This is a genomic window from Sphingobacterium sp. BIGb0165 (assembly GCF_024810095.1).
GTDB lineage: Bacteria > Bacteroidota > Bacteroidia > Sphingobacteriales > Sphingobacteriaceae > Sphingobacterium > Sphingobacterium detergens.
On sequence record NZ_JANUEB010000009.1, the window covers coordinates 347,460 to 371,112 of the forward strand.

Genomic DNA, 23,653 nt, shown 5'->3' on the forward strand with positions numbered 1-23,653 from the left:
CCTGTTATATGTTCGGAAACGGACAGTCTGCTGTCCGTCGCCGAACATGTGGATCTACTCGTTCCGTAATGTGGTCACGGGGTTAGCCAATGCTGCTTTAATGGCTTGATAACTGACCGTGATTAGGGTGACACCCAGTGCAGTTAATCCCGTAAAGGCAAATACTGTCCAGCTAATTGAAATGCGATAAACATAATCGTCGAGCCATGTTTCCATTAACAGATAGGCCAGAGGAGCGGCGATAAGAAAACCGATCAGTGTCAACCAGAGGTATTCGGTGCACAATAATCTCCATAAACCAACCTCTGATGCGCCAAGAACCTTACGAATACCAATTTCTTTTTCGCGTTGCTCGGTTAGAAATGCGACCAATGCATATAGCCCAAGACAGGAAATCAGTATGGCAAGCCCCGTAAAAATACTGGTCAGGCTTTTGATCATTTCCATTTGTTCAAATTGCTTGGCATATTCTTTATCTGTGAACGCATAATCAAAAATGAGATCTGGATCAAAACGATTGAATTGTTGGGCTATTGCTTTCATCGTCTGACTGATATCTTGTTGTTCATTCAGTTTGAGTGTTATTTTATTTTTTGGTAGAAAATCAAGAAAATAGGCAGTAGGTGTAATGGACTTGAATGGCGATTCGGATAAGGTGTTCTGTATAATACCGATAATGGTATAGTTGATACCTCTTTTGGATAGCTGTTTGCTCGTCAGGTCTGTAACCCCCATAAATTTGGCTGCTGCTTCATTGATGATTATTCCCGTGGAATCTGTCTTGAAATCTTTGGAGAAATTTCTTCCCTTCAAAAAATTCCATTGTACGGTTTTCGCAAAGTTTTCGTCTATCGTGAAAATCCCCATAATGGATCCTTCCTTTGTTTCATTCCCCTGCCAGTTAAAACCACCGCCAGTTAAGGAGAGGCGATTAACGAAACTAGAAGAAAGGGAAGCGTCCTGGATCAAACGGTGATTGATCAGTTCTTTTCTCAGGATATCAAAGTTTTTGACAATTAACTCGCTACGACTGGTAACATTCACTAGGTTTGAGCTTTTGTAACCAATCGGACGATCCTTTGTATAGTGCAATTGTTTTATCACCAAATAGGTTGCAATCATCAGAAAGATGGAAATAGCAAACTGCACGATTACCATTCCTTTTCTGGCACTGAATCCACCTCTACCGATGTTCATCTTTCCCTTGAGCGCAAGGATTGGATTAAAAGAGGATAAGAATAGCGCGGGATATAGTCCGGCCAGAACTCCGATAGCGATAATCCCCAAAATGGAGTATAGGTAGAACTGAATACACATAAATGGAACTTGCAATGAGGTGTTGGTGATGGTATTTATCCATGGAAGAAACAAGGTCGCTATTATAATCGCCATCAGAAAAGCACAGGATACAGATAGGATAGACTCAACTAGAAATCCGGCAATCAGTTGCCGGCGGTTTACACCAACAGATTTTAGAATACCAATTTCCTTTCCTCTTTTTAAACTTCGGGCTGTGCTGAGGTTAATAAAGTTTATACTGGCCAGCAAAAGAATAAATATACTGATCCAGGCAAACATCCACACATATTGAATCTGTCCACCTGCATTTTTACCATTTTTGAATGAATCATAAAGATTCCATTTGGAGATGGGGTGCAACAGAATCTCAGGGTTGATATCTGTAAGATTTGTTCTAAAGATGTTGGTTAGTTTTTGCTCAAGCCCTGGGATGTTTTGTGGGTTCTCGATCTTACCATAGGTACTAAAAAAACAGTTTGACCACTTTTTTTCGATACCCTCATTTTTGTGGAGGTAATCGACAAAGGGCAGGATATATTCCAGTTCGCGAAATGTGTTGTTTTCAGGAATGTCTTTAAAAATACCTTGTATCGTATATTGCTCTTTTCCGTTGAGCTGAATGGTTTTTCCGATCACATCAGTTGACCCCATTAAGCGATTGGCTAATGATTCCGAGATAATCATGGTAGATGCTGCGGTTGGGGTGGAAATATTTCCTTGTACGGATTCGAACGAGAATAGTTCCGAAAATTTGCCCATGGCATAGAAGCCATTGGCATTCAATTTCTTGTCACCCACCTTAATATTACTGCTTTCAACATCTGTAATTAATGTGACGTCTCGGATTTCGTCTTTGAAATCCGATGCAATAAGCTTTGCTAATGGGATAGGAGTAGCACTTCCATCTGTGGATTTTTCATTATTGAAAGTACCGGTCATCATCAACTGATGGATCGTGTCATAATTCTTGTAATAGTGGTTGAAGGAAAACTGTTTCAAGATCCATAGGGTGCTCACCAAAGCAACCGTAAATCCCAAAGACAATCCGAGAATGTTGATTGCCGTATTTAAGGGGTTGCGTTTAAGATTGCGTAAAGCGGTTTTCAAAAATAATTTAATCATGGCGGTACTTGATGGTTATGTTTGTTATTTCGGTGTGCTAATTAATTGTTCAAAATATATTATACGGGGTTGATTTTTTATGAATAAAAGCTATTCGTCTTTTAAACTTTTGACGGGGTTGGCGATAGCTGCTTTGATCGATTGAAAACTAACAGTAAACAGGGCAATCATAATCGTTAGGAAGCCTGCACCTAAAAATATGGTTATCGGCACTGTTGTTCTAAAGGCAAATCCATCTAACCAGTTCGAAGTGAAATATAAGGCGACAGGAAGTGCGATAATATTAGCGATAATGATCAAAAGCAAAAATTCTTTATTCAGCATTTGCATAATATTGAAGACAGTTGCACCGAGGACTTTTCTGATGCCAATTTCCTTGGTTTTCAGTTGTGCGGTATACGTGCATAGCCCAAGAAGTCCCAGACAAGAAATAAGTATCGCTATGATGGCAAAGAAATTAAACAATGTTCCTTGTTTTTGCTCGCTCATATATTGCTGTTGGTAGCTTTCGTCCAGAAAACTATAACTGATCGGCATATCGTCATAGTAGCTTTTCCAGATCTGTTGCAGCGCATGCAATGCCGATTCGGTTCCGGTAGGGTTTGTTTTTATATAAAGCTGCTGGCAATCTTTTGGACTAAATTGAAAGACCATAGGTTCGATCTTTTGACGTACACTTGCGTAATTAAAATCTTTGACCACACCAATAATGGTTCCCGGAACAGTTCGGATTCGTAAACGGGCACCAATTGGATTCTTCAATCCCATCTCACGCACGGCAGTTTCATTGATAAGAAAATGTGTAGAATCTGCGATTGAGCCGGTGAAATTTTTTCCTTGAGTCAGTTTTATCTTGAAAAAATCAAGTGCATAGTGATCCGAATGCGTAATGCTGAACCAAAGATTTGAATTGCTGGGTTTTCCGTCCCAATCGTTATCTCCTGTCGATCCGCCACCATATACCATATCCCTTCCAAGTCGAATGACATCACTTACGCCTTTATTTTTCAGGAGATCACTTTTGACGGCATCAAAATGTTGCGCCATTTTTGGGGCCATTGAGACAGCTATAATATTGCTCTTTTCGTAACCCAGGTTCTTGTTGCGTATATATTCCAATTGTCGACCGATGACGATCGTCATTGTGATGAGAACAATAGATACCGTAAACTGTAACACGACTAGTATCTTTCTAAAATTTGATTTCTTCATTCCGAATCTGCCCTTTAATACTTTGATCGGGTCAAAGTTTGAAAGTAATAATGCCGGATAAATGCTGGTCAATAGTAACGTACCGATCAACATGATTAAAATATAGCTCCAGAGATCAATACTAGATAGCTGCAAAGAAATATGCTTGCCCGAGAAATTGTTGAAAAAGGGGAGAAAGATAAAAACAATGCTGACTGCTAAAGTCGCGGCGATCGAGAAGAGCAGTGTCGTCTCCAGAATAAATTGGAAAAATAACTCCTTTCTTCCGGCCCCGATAATTTTACGGATACCCACTTCTTTGGATCTGGATAAGGAGCGCGCTGTGGAGAGGTTGATGTAATTGATACTAGCAATAACAAGAATCATCAATGCGACACCGATAAAGATACGGACAGTACCAATTCCTCCATCGCTGCCATCCATTTGGTAAAGGTGCATTTGCGCCAATTCTTGTGTGACATAGGGCACGGGAGTATCTTCGGGTTTATTGCGTTCATGTATCTTTTGTAATTTCTGAGCCACCACAGCGGGGTTTGCATCAGGTCTCAACTGCAGGTAGGTTCCAAAGGAGAAACTCGACCAATCTTCATCCATCGATGACAGATAGGTTTTATTGTCATAGGTGGTTTTGTTTTTGATGTAAGCCTGTTCATTAAACCGTGAAAGGGGGAGTAGTACCTGAAATTGAAAGGAGGAGTTTTCGGGATAGTCAGGGATAACTCCGCTCACTACACATAAATCTTCTATGCCCAATACCACCGTTTTACCAATTGGATTTTCATCACCAAAATACCGATGGGCGGTAGTCTCAGTAAGAACAACCGAATTGTTGTTGGGAAAAGGTTGTTTCTGGTTGCCCTGAATGAGCGGGAAATCAAAAACACTAAAATAACTGGGATCTACAAAAGCGAAATTCTTTTCTCTAAATCGTTTGTCTTTATACTTTATGGCAGCATCACCGATCCTAAGGATACGCACGGCGTCCTGAACCTCGGGAATTTCTCTCTTAGCAAAACTCCCAACTGGGGCAATGATAGATCCAAATATTCGTTTTGAGATCCCCGTTCCACCTTCAATCCCAATTTTGTAGATCGAGCCTTGATTCTTGTGAAAACGATCAAAGGACAATTCATCCTTTATCCATAGTAATAGGAAGATTCCCACAACTAATCCTGCGGTTAACCCGAGGATATTGATAGCGCTATAGAATTTGTTGGAAAAAATACTGCGCCAAGCGGTTTTGATGAAATTCTTTATCATTGCGATCTGTATTAGATTCAAAATTAACGGTATACCATTCTCGCCGCCATCAGCTGATCTATTCGTCTCTTAGACTATCGACTGGATTTGCTTTTGCGGCCATAATACTTTTGGTTGATAGCACGAAGCTTGCGAATGCAATCAAGCCTAGGGCAGATAAGCCAAAAATCCATGGATTTATTGCGGTGCGATATGCAAAATCATTTAACCAATGATGCATAAAGTAATAGGCAATCGGGAACGCGATCAAACAGGCTATAGCCACTAGCGTAAGTAAATTCTTAAGCAATAAAAAGGTAATCTGTAACACGGAAGCACCCAAAACTTTACGTATGCCGATCTCTTTTGTCCTTTGATTGGCTGTAAATATGGTTAACCCAAATAATCCTAATCCCGCAATAAATACGGAAAGCCCTACAGCCCAGGACAACAATTTGGAAAGCCGTTTTTCCTGGTCATAGAATTTTTGGACAATCTCATCCACAAAGCGGAGGTCGATCTCGTCGTCAGGGAAGGAAGCTTTGTAAGTAGATGTAATCTTATCAACAGCTGTTTTCCAATTTTCCGGATGCTTTTGGTCTAAAGCGATATGAAGCACATAACCAGTCTTGCTTCCGATGTATAGAACAGGTTTGACAGCCTGACGGGCCGAAGCGATGTCAAAATTTTCCATAACACCGACGATAATGGACTCCCCATTTTCAAATGTTTTACCGATTGCATCCTGTGGATCTTGGATACCTAGTAATTCTAAACCTTTTCTATTGATCAACATTTCGCTTGTTGAGTCCAGTAAACGAATATTCCTTCCTGCCAAAAGTGGAATTTTATAAACATCTAAATAGTTCTCATCTCCTGATCGGTTATCAAAAGTTAAGGATTTTTTGTCCGAAGATTGATCATAAACCATTGACGTGGTCATAAATCCATTCATTGCTGGCGCAATATTGCCAAAGCTTATGGCTTTCACCTCAGGAAGTTTCAGTAATTCATTTTTGAGCATAAGCCCTTTGTCCGAGTTTTGAAATGCTCCGGGGATATCTATGTTGATGATTGCATCCCGTTGAAATCCCATGTCCTTGTGGGATAGATAATTGATTTGTCGGATTACAATCAACACACAGATCAGAAAAGCTTGGGCCATCACAAATTGAAAAATGGTCAGTGCTTTACGTATCCATGCACTTCTGGAAAGATTGGTGTTTTTTCCCAATTGATTTTTGAGGGCTAATACCGGAGCATATCCCGTCAATACCCAAGCAGGGTAAAAACCAGCCAATAACGTGACCAGAATAAGTTGGGCAAACAGGAACAGCACGATCAATTTTTTATCTAGCAATTCCAGACTTAAATTTTGGGGGATAAATCCTTCAAAAACACGTAAAAACAAGGGTAATAATAGGACAGCAAACAGTGTCGCTGTTAGGGTGATCAGGAATGTCTCTACTAAAAATTGTTTAATTAACGTGGATTTTGAACTGCCCAATGTTTTGCGAATACCCACCTCTTTTGCTCGTTCGATAGATTGTGCGGTAGATAAGTTGATAAAGTTGACAGCTCCCAATGCTAACAGAAATATGGCGAGTAAAATCAGGTTACGGAGTGTTTCGGGCTTAGTAGCTCCATAATTGAAAGTCGTGTCAAAATGAACCTCCGATAAGGGCTGTAAGATCAGCTTATCCTTAAATGTCTTACCATTTTTGTTTCTGTACTTGTTGAGTAGATTTGCGATGTTACTTTCTACGCCATTTGGAGCAGTACCCGGTTTGGTTTTGATTAATACCTGATGGGAGTCGGAGATACTATTCCAAGCTTCCCAATTAAACATCTCTTTCAGGCTGTTGTTCTGTGGAATTGTTTTTTCGGAGATAAAACTGTCAAAATTAAAATCTGAATTTTGCTGTGCATTTTCAACTACGCCTACAACTTGGAGTGGGATACTGTCTGCATACACAATTGTTTTGCCAATGACATCGGCGGGTAACTCATCTCCATAGAATTTTTTCAGTGTTTTTTCTGTCAATACGATATGGTCAGCTGTATTTAGGCTAAGTGGATTTCCGGATAGCCATTTGCGGGGTAAAATATCAAAATATTGACTATTGGTCAGTAAAATACCTTGCTCTTTAGGGAAAACTTGAGCTTTGTTGCTCGTGGATGTGATTTTTAATTTTTGAACATGACTTCGATAGATCGGAGCTACTGCGTCGAGGTTAGGTAGCTCTTCTTCCATAGTTCGTACTAAAGGCATGTATACACCTGCATTTTTAAAATCACCGTTACTGACAATACGATAAACCCGTTCGCGGTTTGGAACATTTTTATCGAAACTATAGTCGTATTGGATCATCAAAAAAATGACTAACGTTGCTGTAATGCCTATGGCTAAGCTCATGACATTGATACAGGTAATCAACTTGTGTTTTTTCAAGAAACGATAAGCAGTTTTTAGTGAGTTTCCAATCATTGTCGTTTAGTTTTAAATTGATTCAACCATATGTAGGTTTATTCGTTCCTTAGACTATTTACCGGATTCAATAGTGCGGCTTTAAATGTCTGGAATCCTATGGTGATAAATGCCACCAGTGTGACTGATAGGATCGCAATCAGATAAGCCCACCAAGGCATCTCAATATGATATACAAAATCATTTAGCCAATGGCTGAAGAGATAATAAGCGATCGGTCCTGCAATAAGAAAGGCAAGCAGAATCAGTCTGATATAATTTGATGATAGTAAATGAATAATGCTAGGAACACTGGCTCCCAAAACTTTGCGGATGCCGATTTCTTTGCTTCGAGCTTCGGTGGTATAGGCTGCTAATCCCAATAGACCTAGACAGGCTATAAAAAGAGTCAGAAACGAAAACATGCTCATGACATTGGATGACCGAATTTCATTTTCATATTGGTCTTGCACATGCTGATCTAAAAAGGAGACATCGAATGCAGCTTCTGGCGCAACAGCCGTATATATCTTCTTTATTTGTTCGATATATCCTTGAACATCTGTTGTTTTATAACGGATCAATAAGTTGCGTGGTGATTCCGAGGGACCATTCATGGTGTAATAGCTGTAACCCCCGATTTCAGATTTCAGGTTTGCATAATTAAAATCCTGGACGACACCAGTGATGATCGAGTTGGTCGGGCTCATCTCAGTGACAATATGTTTTCCAATCGCTTCCTGTGGGGATTTATACCCTAAGTATTTCAGTACTTTCTCGTTGATCAACATATAACAGGTGGAATCTGGACGTCCCCAAATGTCGGGTAAATCTGTTCCGGCAAGCAGTTTTAATCCAAGTGTATTTACTGTCTTTCCATAAGTGACACAACTTAGTGTTGGTAATCCCTGTTTATCTGTGCTGAGTTTATAGGTTGTTTTTCCGCTTTCATTACTTCCTGGTATGGACTGTGCGAATGTGGTGGACAGCGTATGTGATAAGCTTTGGACCTGTTGATTGAGCGTGTTGAGTTTTTCCTGACTCCGGAAAGAACGGATGGGGATAGAGACCACATGTTCAGGTTGATAACCCAGGTCTTTATTTCGGATATAATTCATCTGGGTGAGCATCACACTAATGCCGATGATTAATATAATCGAAATGGTAAATTGGCATATCACCAATATTTGTCTGATCAGAACTGTTTTCCCTTGTTTGTTATAACCTTTATTCATCAATGCGATCGATTTGATTTTTGATAAGAATAGGGCTGGGTAGCTGCCTGCAATAAACGTAATCATAAACCAGGATAGCGCCAATATCCCTAGCATATCCCAGTTGAGAAGTTGTCTGATGGTTATATTTGTACTGCCGATGGAATTAAATAGCGGGATCAAAATAATGGACAGAACTACACCTAATGTCATTGCAAATAGACTAATCGTTGCGGTTTCGACAAAAAAACGGACAATAAGCTGGCCTCGAGTAGCTCCAAGTACCTTATTTACCCCCACCTCTTTAGCATTCTTTTGTGACTTTGCCGTGGCCAGGTTCATATAATTGATACAGGCAATCACGATGACAAGAAAAGCAAGGACAGATAGTGTCCGAATAGTGTCAATATTCCCAATACGTTTGGTGACTCCCTCTCCAAGAGTTGAGGAGTATAGATGGACCTTTAATAGTGGTTGTAGGAAAAATTGGGTAAAATATCGGTTGTCTTTTTCGATATATTTGTCAATCAGCTTCGTTGCTTCTTGTGCAACGGCAGCTGGATCTGATCCTTTTTTTAGTAATATATATGTTTCATAGCTGGCATTACTCCAATAGACATTTTGTCCCATCCAGGAATCCATAATATTCATGACCATATTACAGTCCAGTGTACTATTTATGGGAAGATCCTTGAATACACCGGTAACCTGTACGGTATCTCTTTGGTTAATGGAAATGAGTTTTCCGAGTGCTTCACTCTTACCAAACAATTTCTCTTTTGTTGATTGAGAAAGGACAATACTTTTTTTATTTAGAAACGCTGCATGAACATTGCCTTCAATAAACTGGAAATCAAATATGGAAAACAGCGTTGAATCGGCTAGGTATAATTGTTTCTCATTGAAATTTTCCTCTCCGGTGCGGATGGAAGCTGTTGCTCCAAAGCCATCTTTTACAAGTCGCACCATATTGTCGACCTGGGCAATATCTGATTTCAGAGCAGGCCCCACAGCATTTGGTAGATTGATCATTTTCTCCCGATTGTATTCTGCCGACAGCTGCATGTGCAAACGATAGATATTATCGGCCTTTGAATACATAGTATCAAAGCTCAGTTCCTGACGGATAAAAGCAAATAGCAGAAGGGATATACAGATACCAATCGCTAATCCGCTAATATTAAGGATGCTGAAAAATCGGTTGGCCCGAATACTTCGCCAGGCTGTTTTTATGTAGTTCTTGATCATGATCGTATCTATTTGTTTCGTGCTGATATATTAAGTTTATTCTTGATTGTATACTATTTATTCGTCTCTCAGACTATCTACCGGATTGGCTTTAGCAGCTTTAAACGTTTGGAAGCTAACAGTGACCAGGGCAATAAGAACAGCTGAAAATCCGGCAAAAGCAAACATCCACCATTTTGGCTCAATATGGTAGGCGAAATTATCCAGCCACTTGTTCATTGCTATCCATGATAATGGTGTAGCGATACAAAGCGCAATGACTAATAATCTGATAAAATCGGAAGAAAGCAGGAGCACTAAATTGTATATGGATGCACCAAGCACTTTGCGAACCCCGATTTCTTTGGTACGCTGTTGCGCCGTATAGGTCACCAATCCCAGTAAACCTAGGCAAGCAATAAAAAGTGCGAGACTTGAAAAGGCTGTAAAGAGTCTTCTGAAATTAAAATCGGCTTCGTATTGACGGTTAAAATTATCGTCTAAGAAACTATATAGAAAGGGACGGTGAGGGGCGAGTTCAGTCCATAATTTGCCAATTCGTGCGATTGTTTGTTGATTGACATTTTGTAGATTCACGGCCAGATAACGGCTGCTACTTGGCTCAAGTCGTAGCGCTAATGGCTCAATTTTGCGATGCAGGGACAGGTAATTGAAATCTTTTACAACTCCGATGACCGTACCTTCTTTGCCCCACTGTCTAAATTGCTTTCCGATGATATCCTGTGGGTTTGAATAGCCCCATAACTTGGCTGCAGATTCATTAATCACAAGTGAATGGGTGCTATCTGCTGGGAAATCGCGTGAGTAAGCTCTTCCTGCTGCCATCTTGATGCCCATATTGGGGATAAAGTCTATATCTACCTCATATAGTGAAGGAGCGAAATCTGTCATTTTGCCATCGGTAGACATAATCTCTGTTCCGGCATTTGGAAAAAATGCTCCCGGAACGGTGCGTGAAGCCGTTACCGACTGTACATCTTTATCTTTTGCGAGTGTATTTTTGATTGCCTCTAAGTTATTGTTGACTTTTTCATCGAAATTATAGTCGATAATTAGACGTTGTGCTTTTTGAAATCCAAGGTCTTGCTGCTGCAGTTGATTCAATTGTGAGAATACAATCACAGTACCTGCGATGAGTGCAATGGAAAGACAGAATTGGAAAACGACGAGAGCCCGACGTAACAATGTCCCACCTTTACTGCTGCTAAACGTTCCCTTCAGAACTTTAATCGGTTTAAAATTTGCCAGGATCAATGCGGGGTAGCTGGCGGCTAATATCCCGGTTATAAGTGTTACCAAAAAGAAAATCGTCCATGTCGTGCTGTTAAGGAGGGTTGAATAACCAAACTGTTTACCGGAAAAAACTTCCATAAAAGGGAGAAAGGCAATGACCAAAGCGATAGCTAATATACCGCCGATAAATACGAGTACCAGCGACTCAGACATAAACTGTAGAATCAGATTGCTTTTATTGGCGCCAATAGCTTTTCGGACACCGACTTCCTTTGCACGCTCCATGGATCTGGACGTAGCAAGATTCATAAAATTGACACAGGCAATCAGCAGGATAAATCCGCCGATAATTGCGAAAATGTACAAATTTTGAAAGCTACCCGTTGTTCCCGGTTGGCGATCCGCAGTGGAATGCATATATGCCTGAAGCATGGGCTCGAGATGGAAACTGTATTTTGAACTGGCGTTTTCGTGTACCGGGATGTGCCGTTTGAGAAAGTCAGGTATCTTTTGATTGAATTTTGTAGGATCAAATTCTTTCGATGTCAAAAAATAGGTGTAAAAGTCTACATAATCCCAGCCTTCTTTTTCGAAGACACCAGGTCTTGCTTTCCGGAAGGTGCTCATAGATAACAGCGCATCGAAGGTAAAATGTGAGTTGGCCGGTACGTCTGCCATCACAGCCGTTACCGTATACAGACCGGCATCAGCGCGACCTGCTGCTAATCCCCCTTCAATGGTTTTGCCAATGGGATTCTGATGACCGAAATACTTTTTAGCTGTGCTTTCTGTTAATACAACAGAATATGCGTTTTTTAATGCTGTATGTGGATTTCCAGCCAAAATTTTCCAACTGAATACATCGAATGCTGTAGAATCCATGAAAAATACATTTTCTTCCTGGAATCTATTTTCTCCTTGCTTGAGTAGGATGGACGTTTGCCCGGAGAATTGAACGATCTTCTCTATCTCCGGGAAGTCGGCTTTCAGGGCTTCACCAATTGGGGCATTTCCCCAGATCTGATGCTGTTCTGTACTGCCGACTTCTTTATAATCATGTACGACGCGAAAAATGCGGTCTTTGTTGACATGATATTTATCGTAGGAAAGTTCATTCTGTACATAAATAACAATTAATAAACAGCAAGCCAAGCCAATGGCGAGACCTACAATATTTATGGTGGCATAACCTCTATTCTTTAGAATATTGCGCCAGGCTATTTTAATATAATTTTGTATCATGGTTGCTGTTCTTTAAAATTATCTAGTTCAGTAAGGTGCCTTTTCCTAGCAACGCTAACTTTAGTATTTCATTTATTCGTCTTTTAAACATTTATCGTGATAAATATTGCTCTTACTTCTAATTGAGATGATGTATGTAGAGAGCGCAATGGGCTCATTTTTGAGACCCATTACTTTCTCTGATCACTATTGAGCTTCTTTTATTCATCTCTTAAACTGTTGACTGGATTTGCACGTGCGGCCCGCAATGATTGAAAACTTAATGTCAAAAATGCTATTCCTATCGTGAGTACTGCAGGTATAAAAAATAACCACCATTGTATCTCAATTTTAAATGTGATGTCCTGCAACCATTCGTGTATGGCCCACCAGCCAATTGGTGTTGATACCAAAATTGAAATGATGATCAGTTTGATGTAATCTTTAGACAGTAGACCAATGATGCCCGTAACTGTACTTCCCAATACTTTGCGGATTCCAATTTCTTTAGTGCGTTGTACAGTTGTTATCGTGACTAAACCGACGAGGCCCAGGCAGCTCAGCAATAAGGTGATTGTAGTTGCCAGATTGATAATCTTGGACAAGCGCATATCCGTTTCGTAAAGAGATTTGATCTCCTGGTCATAAAAGCGATAGCTGAATTTGGCGTGTGGATAAATGCTTTTCCATTCTTTTTCGAGGTTTGCCAAGGCAGTCGACCATTTTTTTGGATCATGATCCAGGCGGATGTTGATGTGTCCGAGTGGGCCTCTATTGGTTGAAACTTCCATCACAATAGGATTAAACTGTTGGTGAAGATCTTTGCTGTGGAAATTGGCTATAATACCTACAATTTTTACATTTTTGTCTCTGGAGATAACAGATTGTCCGATTGTTTCATCAACATTCTTATATCCCAGTTCGGTCATTGCCTTTTCGTTGATTATGATCCCCGAACTCGTATCAGACATCATCAATTTGCGGCCAGCAAGAAGTTTTATATCATAGAGATCAATGTAATCCTGATCAACATACTTGTATTGCATGATTCTATTTTTGATTTCCTCTTCACCATATCTACGGATTCTATTTCCCCAATAACTATCATCCATAGGAAAATGTCCCAAGGAGACACGGGTGATTTCGGGATATTTGGATAAGGCCTGCTTAAATACAAATGGATCTGTTGTTGCTTTATCAGCAGCCCGATTGGGAATTGATACGGTCACAATAGCATCTTTAGTAAATCCCAGATCGCTCTTGAGCATATGTTTGATCTGAATGGTGATCACGAAAGTGCCAATAAGAAAGACCTGAGCAATAATAAATTGAAAGATAATCAGTCCTTTGCGGAGGTATACTCCTTTGGTTGAGTTATTGGATAAACTCTTTATTTTCATGACTTCGATCAATTTTACTTTGTTGATCAATATCGATGGATATATTCCAGCGAAGCATGTGATTAAGACAAGTAACCCAATGATGAATAACAGCAAATTGAACTGATCGTTGTAGTTGTTGATATCCGAAGGAATAAAATCGCTGAACAGTATTTCCATCATTTTTGTAAAAGGCCAGGAAAGCAAGAGGGCGAATAGTGAGACCAAGAAAGTCTCTGTTAGAAAGCTTCGGGTCAAATAGACTTCCCGTTCCCCCAGTGTTTTCCGTATACCAATGGATCGTGCGCGCATAGGTACCATCGCGGTACTTAGATTGATATAATTGATCGCAGCTAATAGAAGTAGAAAAGCAGCTATTCCGATAAGTCCATAGAGCACCTTGATGTTGCTATGATTTTGTATAATAGGGTTAAAATGCAGCTCAGATAATGGTGAAAAACGAGCGGTTTGCTTATAGTTCTCTTTTTTATATTCTTCGCCATTCATCTGCACTAATTTTTGATCGATGGTATTCGCGAGATTTTTAAGATGATCGGCAGATTTGACTTTGACGAATAACTGATAATAGTTCATCAGCATCATCCAATTGTTTAGGTTCGCATCCTGATCAGGTACTTTGATAAATTCCTTACCAATAAAAGTACTTGGATAACTTAGGTCTTCTACAATGCCAGATACGGTAAACTGTGTCGTATCATAAGAAATGGTCTTGCCTATAATATCCTGACTTTGCAGTTTTGGGAAATAGGCTTTCGCACGCGATTCCGTAAGAACGACTTCATTCTGGAGCTTGAAAAGTTGATGCGGACTTCCGGCAAGCCATTTATAGGATACCATTTTAAAATAGTCGGCAGTCGTTGCAAAAATCTTTTCCTGTCCGGCAAATTCTGTGGGCGTTTCACTTTTCGAAGCTGGTGTTACGACTTCAAAATAACGATTATAATAAGGTACAACCAATTCGACATCTTGCGAGTTCTCTTTTAGGTAATAAGGAAGGGGAAATGGTACTGCATCAAAATCTCCGCTTTCTTTTTCGCTTTGTGTATGCGAGAATACTTTGTATATCTGCTCTTTGTCTGGATGTTGTCGGTCAAAACTAAATTCATAATTGACGATACGAAAGATAAACCAACATGCACTTATGCCAATAGCAAGTCCCAATACATTTAGAAAAGTAAAAAGACGATGTCGCCAGAGTTGTCTAAAAATCAATTTCATGTTACTCATCACAATTCAGTTTTATTGGGTTTATTTTTTATAAAAGGCCTCATTATTCATCTCTTAAACTGTCTACTGGATTTGCACGGGCGGCACTGACGGATTGATAGCTCATGGCTAAAAATGCTACTCCAATAGTTACTATCGCTGGAATAGTAAACATCCACCAGCTGAGCTCTATTTTAAAAGCAAAGTCGGTTAGCCATTTATCAATCGCCAACCAGGCAATCGGTGTAGCAATTAGGATCGAGATAACAATTAGTTTGATGTAATCTTTTGATAGCAGTAGCACAATTCCACTGACCGTGCTTCCCAAAATTTTTCGGATACCGATCTCTTTTGTCCGTTGATGTGTAGTTAATGTCACTAAACCGATCAATCCCAAGCAGCTTAATAAAATGGTAATTGACGTTGATAAATTGATTATTTTATAAAAGCGATAGTCTTTCTCATAGAGTTCCTTGATTCGCTCATCATAAAATTGGTAGGTAAATGGTGCATTTGGATATACGTTTTCCCATTCAGTCTTTATGGATGCAATCGCCTGTTGCCATTTTTTAGGATCTCCATTTAATTTGATATTAATATTCTGCAGCGTGCCCTTGTTGGTTGATATTTGCATCGCAATGGGCTCTAATGGAGCGTGGAGATTAAAGTTGTGGAAATCCGCCAGTACGCCAACAATTGTCGTTGGATGATCGTTTACAGATACGGTTTTTCCAACGGCTTCAGTAGGTGATTTAAATCCAAACTTACTAATGGCCTTTTGATTGACCAGTATTCCTGAAGTTGTATCCGAAAGCTTGAGTGCCCGGCCGGCCAGTAGTTTCATTCTAAATACATCCAGGTAATTTTCTTCGATATATTTAAAAGGCATATTGACCAAGATCTGACCGGTATCACTCTGCATCATGATATTATTTCCCCATTGCTCGTTATTCATTGGGAGGTGACCTAGTGAAACCTGCTCTATTTCAGTATATTTTTGGAGAAGTTCTTTCAACAGAAATGGACTTTTACCTGAATCTTCTGCTTTTTTATAAGGCAGTTTGAGTGTAATAACAGCATCATCCTGAAAACCAACATCGCTGTTTAAAGCATGTTGTAGCTGTAAACCCATGATCACTGTCAGGACGACAAAAGCCTGGGCGATTACAAATTGAAAGACAATGAGAATTTTTCTGAGCGAAATACCACCAAACGAAATTTTGTCTGTTGCATGGATTTTGATGGCCTCTACGACATGTATTTTATTGATGAGATAAGCTGGATATAGGCTGGAAATTAACGTCAATAGGATAATAAGTCCCAATAGAAAGATAAAGACGGGTAGACTATCTGAATAGGTGTTTATATTTTCCGGAAGATATGAACTAAAGGTAAGTTCAAATATCTTGACCAATGGCCAAGAGAATAACAGCCCAAATAGACAGGTAAAAAAGGTTTCTTTGATAAAAGACAGTGTCAGGCGTCTGGGTTGTTCTCCCAATGTTTTCCGAATACCAATTTCTCGGGATCGGGCAGGAACACGGGCAGTAGTTAGGTTGATATAATTGATACTTGCCAGTATAAGGAGAAATACGGCTATACCTATGAGTCCGAACAACACCTGCTTGTCACTTCCGTTCAAGACGAATTTATTGAAATGCAAGTCCGTTAGTGGCGCTAATTCGTAACCAGGAGTTATATTATGCTGTTTAAATTTCTCGCCAATCATCTCCTGAAACTTCTTGGTTGCTAGTGCAATTACTTGCGAAGGCGTTCCATTTTTAGTTAATTTAACATAAACATGGAAATTTGAACTTGAATTCTCCCAATTGTCTGCTTCCTGAGGGTTGGGGTTGACACGGATAAATTCTTTATTGATAAAACTGCTCGGATAGTCTAAGTCGGCAACAACCCCGGTTACCGTGAGAAGCTGATCATCGTATTGTATTGTTTTGCCAAGAAGGGATTTTAATTCTGCATCGGGGAAATATTGTTTTGCGCGGGAGGCCGTCAGGATAATTTCATTGTTGTTTTTGAGTGCAGTATTCGGATTACCAACAATCCATTTGTAGGGAACAAGTTTAAAATAGTCCGTAGTGGCTGCAACAATTTTGTCCTGCGCATTGAATTCCAATGTTTCGTTGTTGGAACGCTTTACTTTAATGCTTTCAAATGATCGGTTAGCGATAGGTGCAACCAATTCCAATCCGGTCAGATCTTTCTTTAAATTATCACCGAGATAAGCACCAAGAGGGTAGGGTGTCCCATCAAAACGATGGATATTTTCACCTTCCTTAAACGCCGAGTAAAGTTTATAAATCCGTTCCTTGTCGGGATGATTCTGGTTAAAACTGAATTCGTAATTGACAATTCGAAATACGATCCAGCTTGCGCTGATCCCGATCGCTAGACCGATAATATTAAGGAAGGTAAACAGACGGTTACGTCCCCATTGTCTCAAAATTAATTTTAAACCTTTCATCGTTTTATACTTTAAACTCGTTTAACAGCTCTTGGTCCTTTATAGGTAAGCGCTTTAGATTTTTAAGAATATTTCTTGTTCTTAATAAGGTTTGCTAGCTTTGCTGGGATCCTAATGATGTCGTTTCCATAATGACCTGACCATCCAGCATACGGATGACACGATCCGAAAATTTGGCGTCATGTTCACTGTGGGTTACCATGACGATGGTTGTGCCAGCTTCGTTCAGTTCGGTTAAGAGCTGCATCACTTCGTTACCATTGTTTGAGTCCAGATTACCGGTAGGCTCATCGGCAAGAATTAATTTGGGATTATTGACGACTGCACGGGCAACGGCTACACGTTGTTGCTGTCCTCCGGAAAGCTGTTGCGGAAAGTGATTGCGGCGGTGCATGATCTGTACCTTCTCCAGTACTTCTTCGACACGTTTCTTACGTTCGGCTGCAGGAACATTGGTATAGACAAGAGGTAGTTCCACGTTTTCAAATACCGTCAGTTCATCAATCAGATTAAAACTCTGGAATACGAAACCGATATTGTGCTTACGCAGATCCGAACGACCGCGTTCCTTAAATTTGGCCACCTCGATCTCGTTGAATAGATAGCTCCCTTCATCCAGATCATCCAATAGTCCGATTATATTCAGTAAAGTTGATTTTCCACAACCAGAAGGACCCATGACGGCAACAAATTCACCTTCTTTTACGTGAATATTCAAATTGTTCAATGCGACAGTCTCTACTTCTTCCGTGCGGTAATACTTTTGAAGATTGGTTATTTTAATCATATTTTTTGCGCTCATGGTTTTATGTTTTGGGCCCTCGGCAATCGCTTTAGGCGGTTATTATTCTGTTTAATTCTATTCTTTTAAACTGTTTATTTTTCTGTTTATTCGTCTCTGAGTGTCTTGGTCGGATTGGCTATCGCTGCTTTAAAAGCTTGTGAGCTAATCGTTAATAAGGCTATTATTATTGCAGATAGGCCACTCAGTACAAAGACTGTCCAAGAAATAGTGACATGATGTGCGTAATCTGCGAGCCATTTGTGCATGAAAATCCAGGCAATCGGGAATGCAATGATACAGGAGATACCAATAAGGATAATAAATTCGCGATTGAGCATCTGAATAAGACCTGAAACAGAGGCACCGAGGACTTTACGTATACTGATCTCTTTGGCACGTTGTTCTGTCGCAAAGGCGGCTAAACCAAATAGGCCTAAGCATGAAATAATAATGGATATAATCGCAAATACGCTGGATAGCTGTTGTATAAAAAGTTCAGCCTGAAATTTGCTATTGAAGGTTTCATCCAAAAATTTGTAATCGAAAGGAAATCCGGGATTATTTTTTACAATAATCTTTTCAATTTGCTGAATAGCTTGTGGGAGGTCAATCCCTGCTTTTGTCCGGATATTCAATAGGCCGCTCTCTCTGACTAGCGGAATAAATAACATCGGATCTGGATCGGCATATACGTTGTTATAAACAAAGTTTTTGACGACTCCGGCAATAGTGTAATTTTCTTCGCCATAATTAAGGATACTACCCACTACATGACCATCTTTGCGGATTAATTTAGCTAGGGTTTCATTAATAAGAACTGAAGTGCTGTCACCTAGTAAGTTGGAGTGGAAGTTTCTTCCATCAAACATTTTAAGATCTAATGCTGGTACTAAGCCTTCATCTGCACGCAACATTCCGATCAGAATACTCGTGTTGGGATCTTTTCCTTCCCAATTGAAACCAGAGGTATTATTGTAAATGTTGAGAATACTCACATCACTGACGCCAACCTGCTCCACTAGCCCTGTTGCGATAAGCTGGTTTTTGATCAGGGGAAGATGTTTGGCCATGTCCCCTTGCAATGCAGTGGTCAATACCTGGCTCTTGTCAAAACCCAGATCTTTATTTTTGTTGTGTTGTATTTGCTGATAAATGATAATCGTACAAATGATCAGTACAACTGATGCGGTATACTGTAGCACAACCAATCCCTTGCGGATAAGACTTCCAGCCCCAGTTTTCTGCTTTGCTCCTTTGATGGTCGATAGTGGTTTAAAAGCAGACAGAAAGAATGCGGGATAACTTCCAGCAAATAGTCCGCATATTAAAGTAATCGTGATGACAAAGGCAAGATGCATCGGTTTTAATAAATCGACCTGAAGGTCTTGATCAATCATGGTATTAAATGGCCGAATACAAATATAGACCAATAAAATAGCGACTAAAGAGGAAATAGAGGCTAGGACCAACGATTCTGCGAGAAATTGTCCAATCAACGATTGACGACTTGCGCCAACAACTTTGCGCATACCGACTTCTTTTGCTCTTTTTTCGGATCTGGCGGTAGCGAGATTCATAAAATTGATACAGGCAATCAGCAAAACGATCCAAGCAATAATGCTGAACAGACGAATATTTTTTAAGCTTCCTTCTTTCTCATTTCCACTGTTATCAAAACGGTTATGCGTAATCCATCTTTCCATTGGATAGAGGAAGTTTTGTGAAAAAGTAACCTCACCACTGGTTTTGTTTTTGACGTAGTTCATTAGCTGTTTGTTGATACGATCAACATTTGCATTGTCTTCAACCTGAATCAACGTCTGGAGGCCATTATTGTCCCATCTGGTTAGCCAGTCTTGGGTAGACTCAAATTTTTTGAAGGGAATTAACCATTGAAATTCATAAGTACTATTTTTAGGGAGGTCTTTTGTAATGGCTGAAACGATGTAAAGATCTTTGTTATTGGTCTTCACTGTTTTGCCTAGAGCTGGTTGATTACCAAATAATTTTTTCGCACCAGATTCTGATAAAATGATGTTATCTACTTTGTCAAATGCGGTCTTACGATCTCCCTCCATAAATTCAAGGGAAAGCACGTCCGCAACGGTCGCGTCAGCATATAGCCCATTTTGAAATAAATTGTTGTCACCAACAGAGAATAACATTGGGCTAATCCATGTCATGCGTACGGCATGTTTAATGCCCGGAATCTCTTTCGCTATATTTTGTGCCAGGGGACCGGGGGTTGATTCGAACACAAAGGTTGCACCATCATAGGTCTGTTTTGACTTGACGATGTAGATATTCTTTTTGTTGGGGAAGTTATCGTTATAACTTAACTGATTTTCTACCCATAAAAAGATCAACGATGCCGCTGCAATGCCGATCGCTAACCCAAAAATATTGAGAAAGCTGTAGCCTTTGGTTTTCCAAAGGTTACGAAAGGCTGTTTTTATAAAGTTCTTTATCATCGTGGTATTGTGTAATTGGTGTTGCTTATTCGGATTGTGCTTAAATAAGCCAGTGGATTACTACTGGCTTTATTTTGTCAATTTAAACTTACCTTTTAATACTTAATTCCTGAACCTTGTCATAGGTCTCGTAGCTTGATACGACTACTTTGTCTCCCGGTTGCAATCCTTTGATAACTTCATAGTATTCTGGATTCTGTCTACCCAGTTGAATGTCGACGCGGTAAGCGGTATTTCCATTCTTATCAAGTTTGAAGATCCAGTTGCCGCCAGTTTGCTGATAGAAACCACCTTTAGCTAATAATAATGCTTTCGTTTCATCACTTAAGGCGAGACGTATCTGTAAAGTCTGTCCACGACGGATTCCTTTAGGTACTTCATTGATAAATTCCATATCGACCTGGAACCGGCCATTGGTTACCTGTGTGTATACCTTTTTAATACGAAGCTTGTAGGTTTTGTCACCAATGGAGAACTCGCCTTGAAGATCTGGGAAAATACGATTGATATAATGCTCGTCAATATCAGCACGCACTTTAAATCCAGTCAGTACGTCAATCTGTCCCAAACGTTCGCCCGCATTTTTGTTTTGTCCGATTTCGGCATCAAAAGCTGTTAACTGACCATCTACAGGTGACCGTACAATAAGGTCACCAATTTTCCTTTTCATTAATTCCAATGCACTTTGTGTACGTTGGTAAGTCTGTTTGTCCTGATTGGTTTTCTGAGCGTTGGATATTTCGTCTTGTTTTAGGATCTGTTTCGTTAGATTGACCCGTTCCTTTTGGTAATTATATTCATTTTTTGATTTTTCAAATTCCTGTGATCCAATGGCCTTTTCGGTAAGCAATTTTTGATTTAGACGATAGATCCGCTCTGCTTCTCTAAAAGCCTGTTCGACATCTGCCATCTGGTTGCGGTTGTTAATAGATGCTTGTTGGGCATTGGTCTGCGCGATCTGCGACTGTGTCAAAAGGTTCAGTACTTGTGTTTCTTGTTGAACTAATGTGAGTTCCTGATCAGTATTGGATAGACGCATAATCGGATCACCTTTTTTTAAGACAGTACCATCTTCAACAAATTTTTCCTCCACACGACCACCTACAGAAGCATCGAGATAGATGCTGCTGATTGGAAGCACTGTACCATTGATTGGAATGAATTCCTGAAAGTTACCATTTTTTATTTCGACAATAGAGATACGATCCGCTTCTACATTTAGCTTGCTTTTGCCCGAGGTAAAGTAAAAGCTCGCGCCGATTAATCCAACGATGCCAGCAATCCCTACAATGGTCATAATGCGTTTGCTATTCCACTTCTTCTTTTCTAAAGGTCTGTCCATAATTTAATATCAATTTGCTATGTAACTATGAAAGCTGTGCCAATAATTTAACGTATTGATTTTTAGTTGTTTATTTTGTGTGTGCCACTGTTCGGTGTTCGATAGCGGACACTTCATGTACGATGGCGTACAACCCTGGTCTTATCTGTGTTTTTCGCTGTTTATTTTTATTGTATTTTAATAAGATTCTACGGGTGTTCAATATCGGACAGTTGATTGTACGAACTTGGACATTGATCTTTCGTGGTTTTGTGCATCTTGTTGATAATCAGAAATTTTATTGTTTGGCATGGGGATGGTCTGCTTGGAAAACAAAAAGTGGATATGAAGAGAATCTATATATATAGTACATTGTGTTTTTTGCTGACTTACATGAAAGTTGACGCACAGCAGATTGAGCAAGGAACAGGGGAGAAGGATGTTGTAAAAGTAGAAACTGCCACTAACGGAGATAAGCAGGATGCAAAACGCAGCTTAGCCGAATGTATCCAATTGGCGATAAAAGCCAATCCTACCTTATTACAAAATGAATTAGCTGTTAGACGTGCGGAGGTGAATCTTTCGCAAGCCAAATCGAATCGATTGCCTGATTTAAACGGACGTTTAGGCCATAGCCTTACTTCAGGACGTTCGGTGGATAACGCGACAAATCAGTATATTACTAGAAATAACTCATCTGGAAATTTTGGGTTGGATGCTAGTGTACCCGTTTTTAATGGATTTCGCATATTGAATGATATTCGGATGCGGGCAGATGCGAAGACGGCTGGAAAGCTTGAATTTGATTCGCAGGTCAACGCGTTGAAACTGGATGTTATTACGGCTTATATTCAAGTGTTAACAGCACAAGATGTGTTGAAGCAATCGGAGATGCAGACAGAGGTCACACGTGAGCAGGTGCGTCGTGCAGAATCGATGCAAAAAGAAGGAGCAATTAATCCTGGTGATTATTTTGATCTGAAAGGGCAACTTGCTAACGATATCAATATGATCGAAAGCAATAAACAGCGACTTTATACGAACCGTGTGAAGTTGGCCGGGTTTTTAAATGTAGACGAGGCACAATTGGGCGATTTACAAGCATTGGAATTAAAGACTGATGCGCAAAAATTGGACGCTACAGCACTTTATAAATTGGCGACGGAGAGCCTTCCAGATATTCCGGCACTGGAATGGAGGATTAAGGCGGCCGAAAAGAATATCAAAATAGCACAATCATCCTATTGGCCTTCTTTATCTTTAAATGGTGGGTTGAGCTCTAATTATTCCAAAAATGTAACGACGGGAGGTTATTGGTATCAGATGAAAAATAATCTTGGAAAGGCTGTATCATTAAATCTTTCAATCCCTGTTTTTAATAGATTTAAGGTTAGGAATGATGTTAAACTGGCTAAATTGGATTTGGAATCAAGTAAATTTCAACGCGAGATTGCGCTGAATAATTTAAGGGCTGAGACTGCAAATGCGGTTTTTAACCTGAAAAATGCTAGCAATACGATCACGCAATTGCATGAGCAAAATACAAATTATGCGGAATCATTTCGTATCGCTAAGGTTGTCTTTGAACTGGGAAATAGTAATTCAGTCATATTTTTAACTGCAAAGACAAAATATGATAATAGCCAGATTCAATTGGTTGTCAAGCAGTATGAGTGGTTGCTACAAAAATATATCAATGATTATTACGCAGGCTCGTTAAATTTATAGTTATCT

General features: G+C 39.8%; 11 protein-coding genes. 1 reads left to right on the forward strand and 10 read right to left on the reverse strand.

The window, feature by feature from the left end; all coding sequences use genetic code 11:
• Nucleotides 1–54 precede the first annotated feature (54 nt).
• The 10 genes from M2408_RS21430 to M2408_RS21475 all read right to left on the reverse strand — a co-directional run bounded on the left by M2408_RS21430 (nucleotide 55) and on the right by M2408_RS21475 (nucleotide 21,940).
• On the reverse strand, nucleotides 55–2,421 hold the full coding sequence (locus M2408_RS21430) for an ABC transporter permease (protein ID WP_259186511.1): 2,367 nt from the start codon (nucleotides 2,419–2,421) through the stop codon (nucleotides 55–57).
• 90 nt (nucleotides 2,422–2,511) lie between these two features.
• Nucleotides 2,512–4,893, reverse strand: coding sequence for an ABC transporter permease (locus M2408_RS21435; protein WP_259186512.1), 2,382 nt, complete (start codon nucleotides 4,891–4,893; stop codon nucleotides 2,512–2,514).
• A gap of 58 nt (nucleotides 4,894–4,951) precedes the next feature.
• Nucleotides 4,952–7,360: an ABC transporter permease gene (locus M2408_RS21440; protein WP_259186513.1), complete on the reverse strand. Its 2,409-nt coding sequence runs from the start codon at nucleotides 7,358–7,360 to the stop codon at nucleotides 4,952–4,954.
• A gap of 38 nt (nucleotides 7,361–7,398) precedes the next feature.
• Entirely contained in the window at nucleotides 7,399–9,801 is a 2,403-nt protein-coding gene (locus tag M2408_RS21445) for an ABC transporter permease (protein WP_259186514.1), read from the reverse strand.
• Between the two features lie 57 nt (nucleotides 9,802–9,858).
• Nucleotides 9,859–12,276 carry an ABC transporter permease gene (locus M2408_RS21450; protein WP_259186515.1) on the reverse strand — a complete coding sequence of 806 codons (2,418 nt, stop codon included), beginning with the start codon at nucleotides 12,274–12,276 and terminating at the stop codon, nucleotides 9,859–9,861.
• Nucleotides 12,277–12,476: 200 nt separating this feature from the next.
• Entirely contained in the window at nucleotides 12,477–14,882 is a 2,406-nt protein-coding gene (locus M2408_RS21455; RefSeq protein ID WP_259186516.1) for an ABC transporter permease, read from the reverse strand.
• A gap of 43 nt (nucleotides 14,883–14,925) precedes the next feature.
• Nucleotides 14,926–17,343, reverse strand: coding sequence for an ABC transporter permease (locus M2408_RS21460; protein WP_259186517.1), 2,418 nt, complete (start codon nucleotides 17,341–17,343; stop codon nucleotides 14,926–14,928).
• Between the two features lie 94 nt (nucleotides 17,344–17,437).
• Nucleotides 17,438–18,130 (reverse strand): ABC transporter ATP-binding protein, encoded by a 693-nt coding sequence (locus M2408_RS21465; protein WP_259186518.1) that lies wholly within the window; start codon nucleotides 18,128–18,130, stop codon nucleotides 17,438–17,440.
• A gap of 101 nt (nucleotides 18,131–18,231) precedes the next feature.
• Entirely contained in the window at nucleotides 18,232–20,598 is a 2,367-nt protein-coding gene (locus M2408_RS21470; protein WP_259186519.1) for an ABC transporter permease, read from the reverse strand.
• A gap of 88 nt (nucleotides 20,599–20,686) precedes the next feature.
• A complete protein-coding gene (locus M2408_RS21475; RefSeq protein WP_259186520.1) occupies nucleotides 20,687–21,940 on the reverse strand; it encodes an efflux RND transporter periplasmic adaptor subunit in 1,254 nt (417 codons plus the stop codon).
• A gap of 324 nt (nucleotides 21,941–22,264) precedes the next feature.
• Between M2408_RS21475 and M2408_RS21480 the strand changes: the two genes are divergently transcribed.
• Nucleotides 22,265–23,647, forward strand: coding sequence for a TolC family protein (locus tag M2408_RS21480; protein WP_259186521.1), 1,383 nt, complete (start codon nucleotides 22,265–22,267; stop codon nucleotides 23,645–23,647).
• Nucleotides 23,648–23,653: the final 6 nt, after the last annotated feature.

Bases quoted from the DNA above. Each gene is read 5' to 3' on its own strand.
- M2408_RS21430 (WP_259186511.1), bottom strand. From the start codon at position 2,421: ATGATTAAATTATTTTTGAAAACCGCTTTACGCAATCTTAAACGCAAC.
- M2408_RS21435 (WP_259186512.1), bottom strand. From the start codon at position 4,893: ATGATAAAGAATTTCATCAAAACCGCTTGGCGCAGTATTTTTTCCAAC.
- M2408_RS21440 (WP_259186513.1), bottom strand. From the start codon at position 7,360: ATGATTGGAAACTCACTAAAAACTGCTTATCGTTTCTTGAAAAAACAC.
- M2408_RS21445 (WP_259186514.1), bottom strand. From the start codon at position 9,801: ATGATCAAGAACTACATAAAAACAGCCTGGCGAAGTATTCGGGCCAAC.
- M2408_RS21450 (WP_259186515.1), bottom strand. From the start codon at position 12,276: ATGATACAAAATTATATTAAAATAGCCTGGCGCAATATTCTAAAGAAT.
- M2408_RS21455 (WP_259186516.1), bottom strand. From the start codon at position 14,882: ATGAGTAACATGAAATTGATTTTTAGACAACTCTGGCGACATCGTCTT.
- M2408_RS21460 (WP_259186517.1), bottom strand. From the start codon at position 17,343: ATGAAAGGTTTAAAATTAATTTTGAGACAATGGGGACGTAACCGTCTG.
- M2408_RS21465 (WP_259186518.1), bottom strand. From the start codon at position 18,130: ATGATTAAAATAACCAATCTTCAAAAGTATTACCGCACGGAAGAAGTA.
- M2408_RS21470 (WP_259186519.1), bottom strand. From the start codon at position 20,598: ATGATAAAGAACTTTATAAAAACAGCCTTTCGTAACCTTTGGAAAACC.
- M2408_RS21475 (WP_259186520.1), bottom strand. From the start codon at position 21,940: ATGGACAGACCTTTAGAAAAGAAGAAGTGGAATAGCAAACGCATTATG.
- M2408_RS21480 (WP_259186521.1), top strand. From the start codon at position 22,265: ATGAAGAGAATCTATATATATAGTACATTGTGTTTTTTGCTGACTTAC.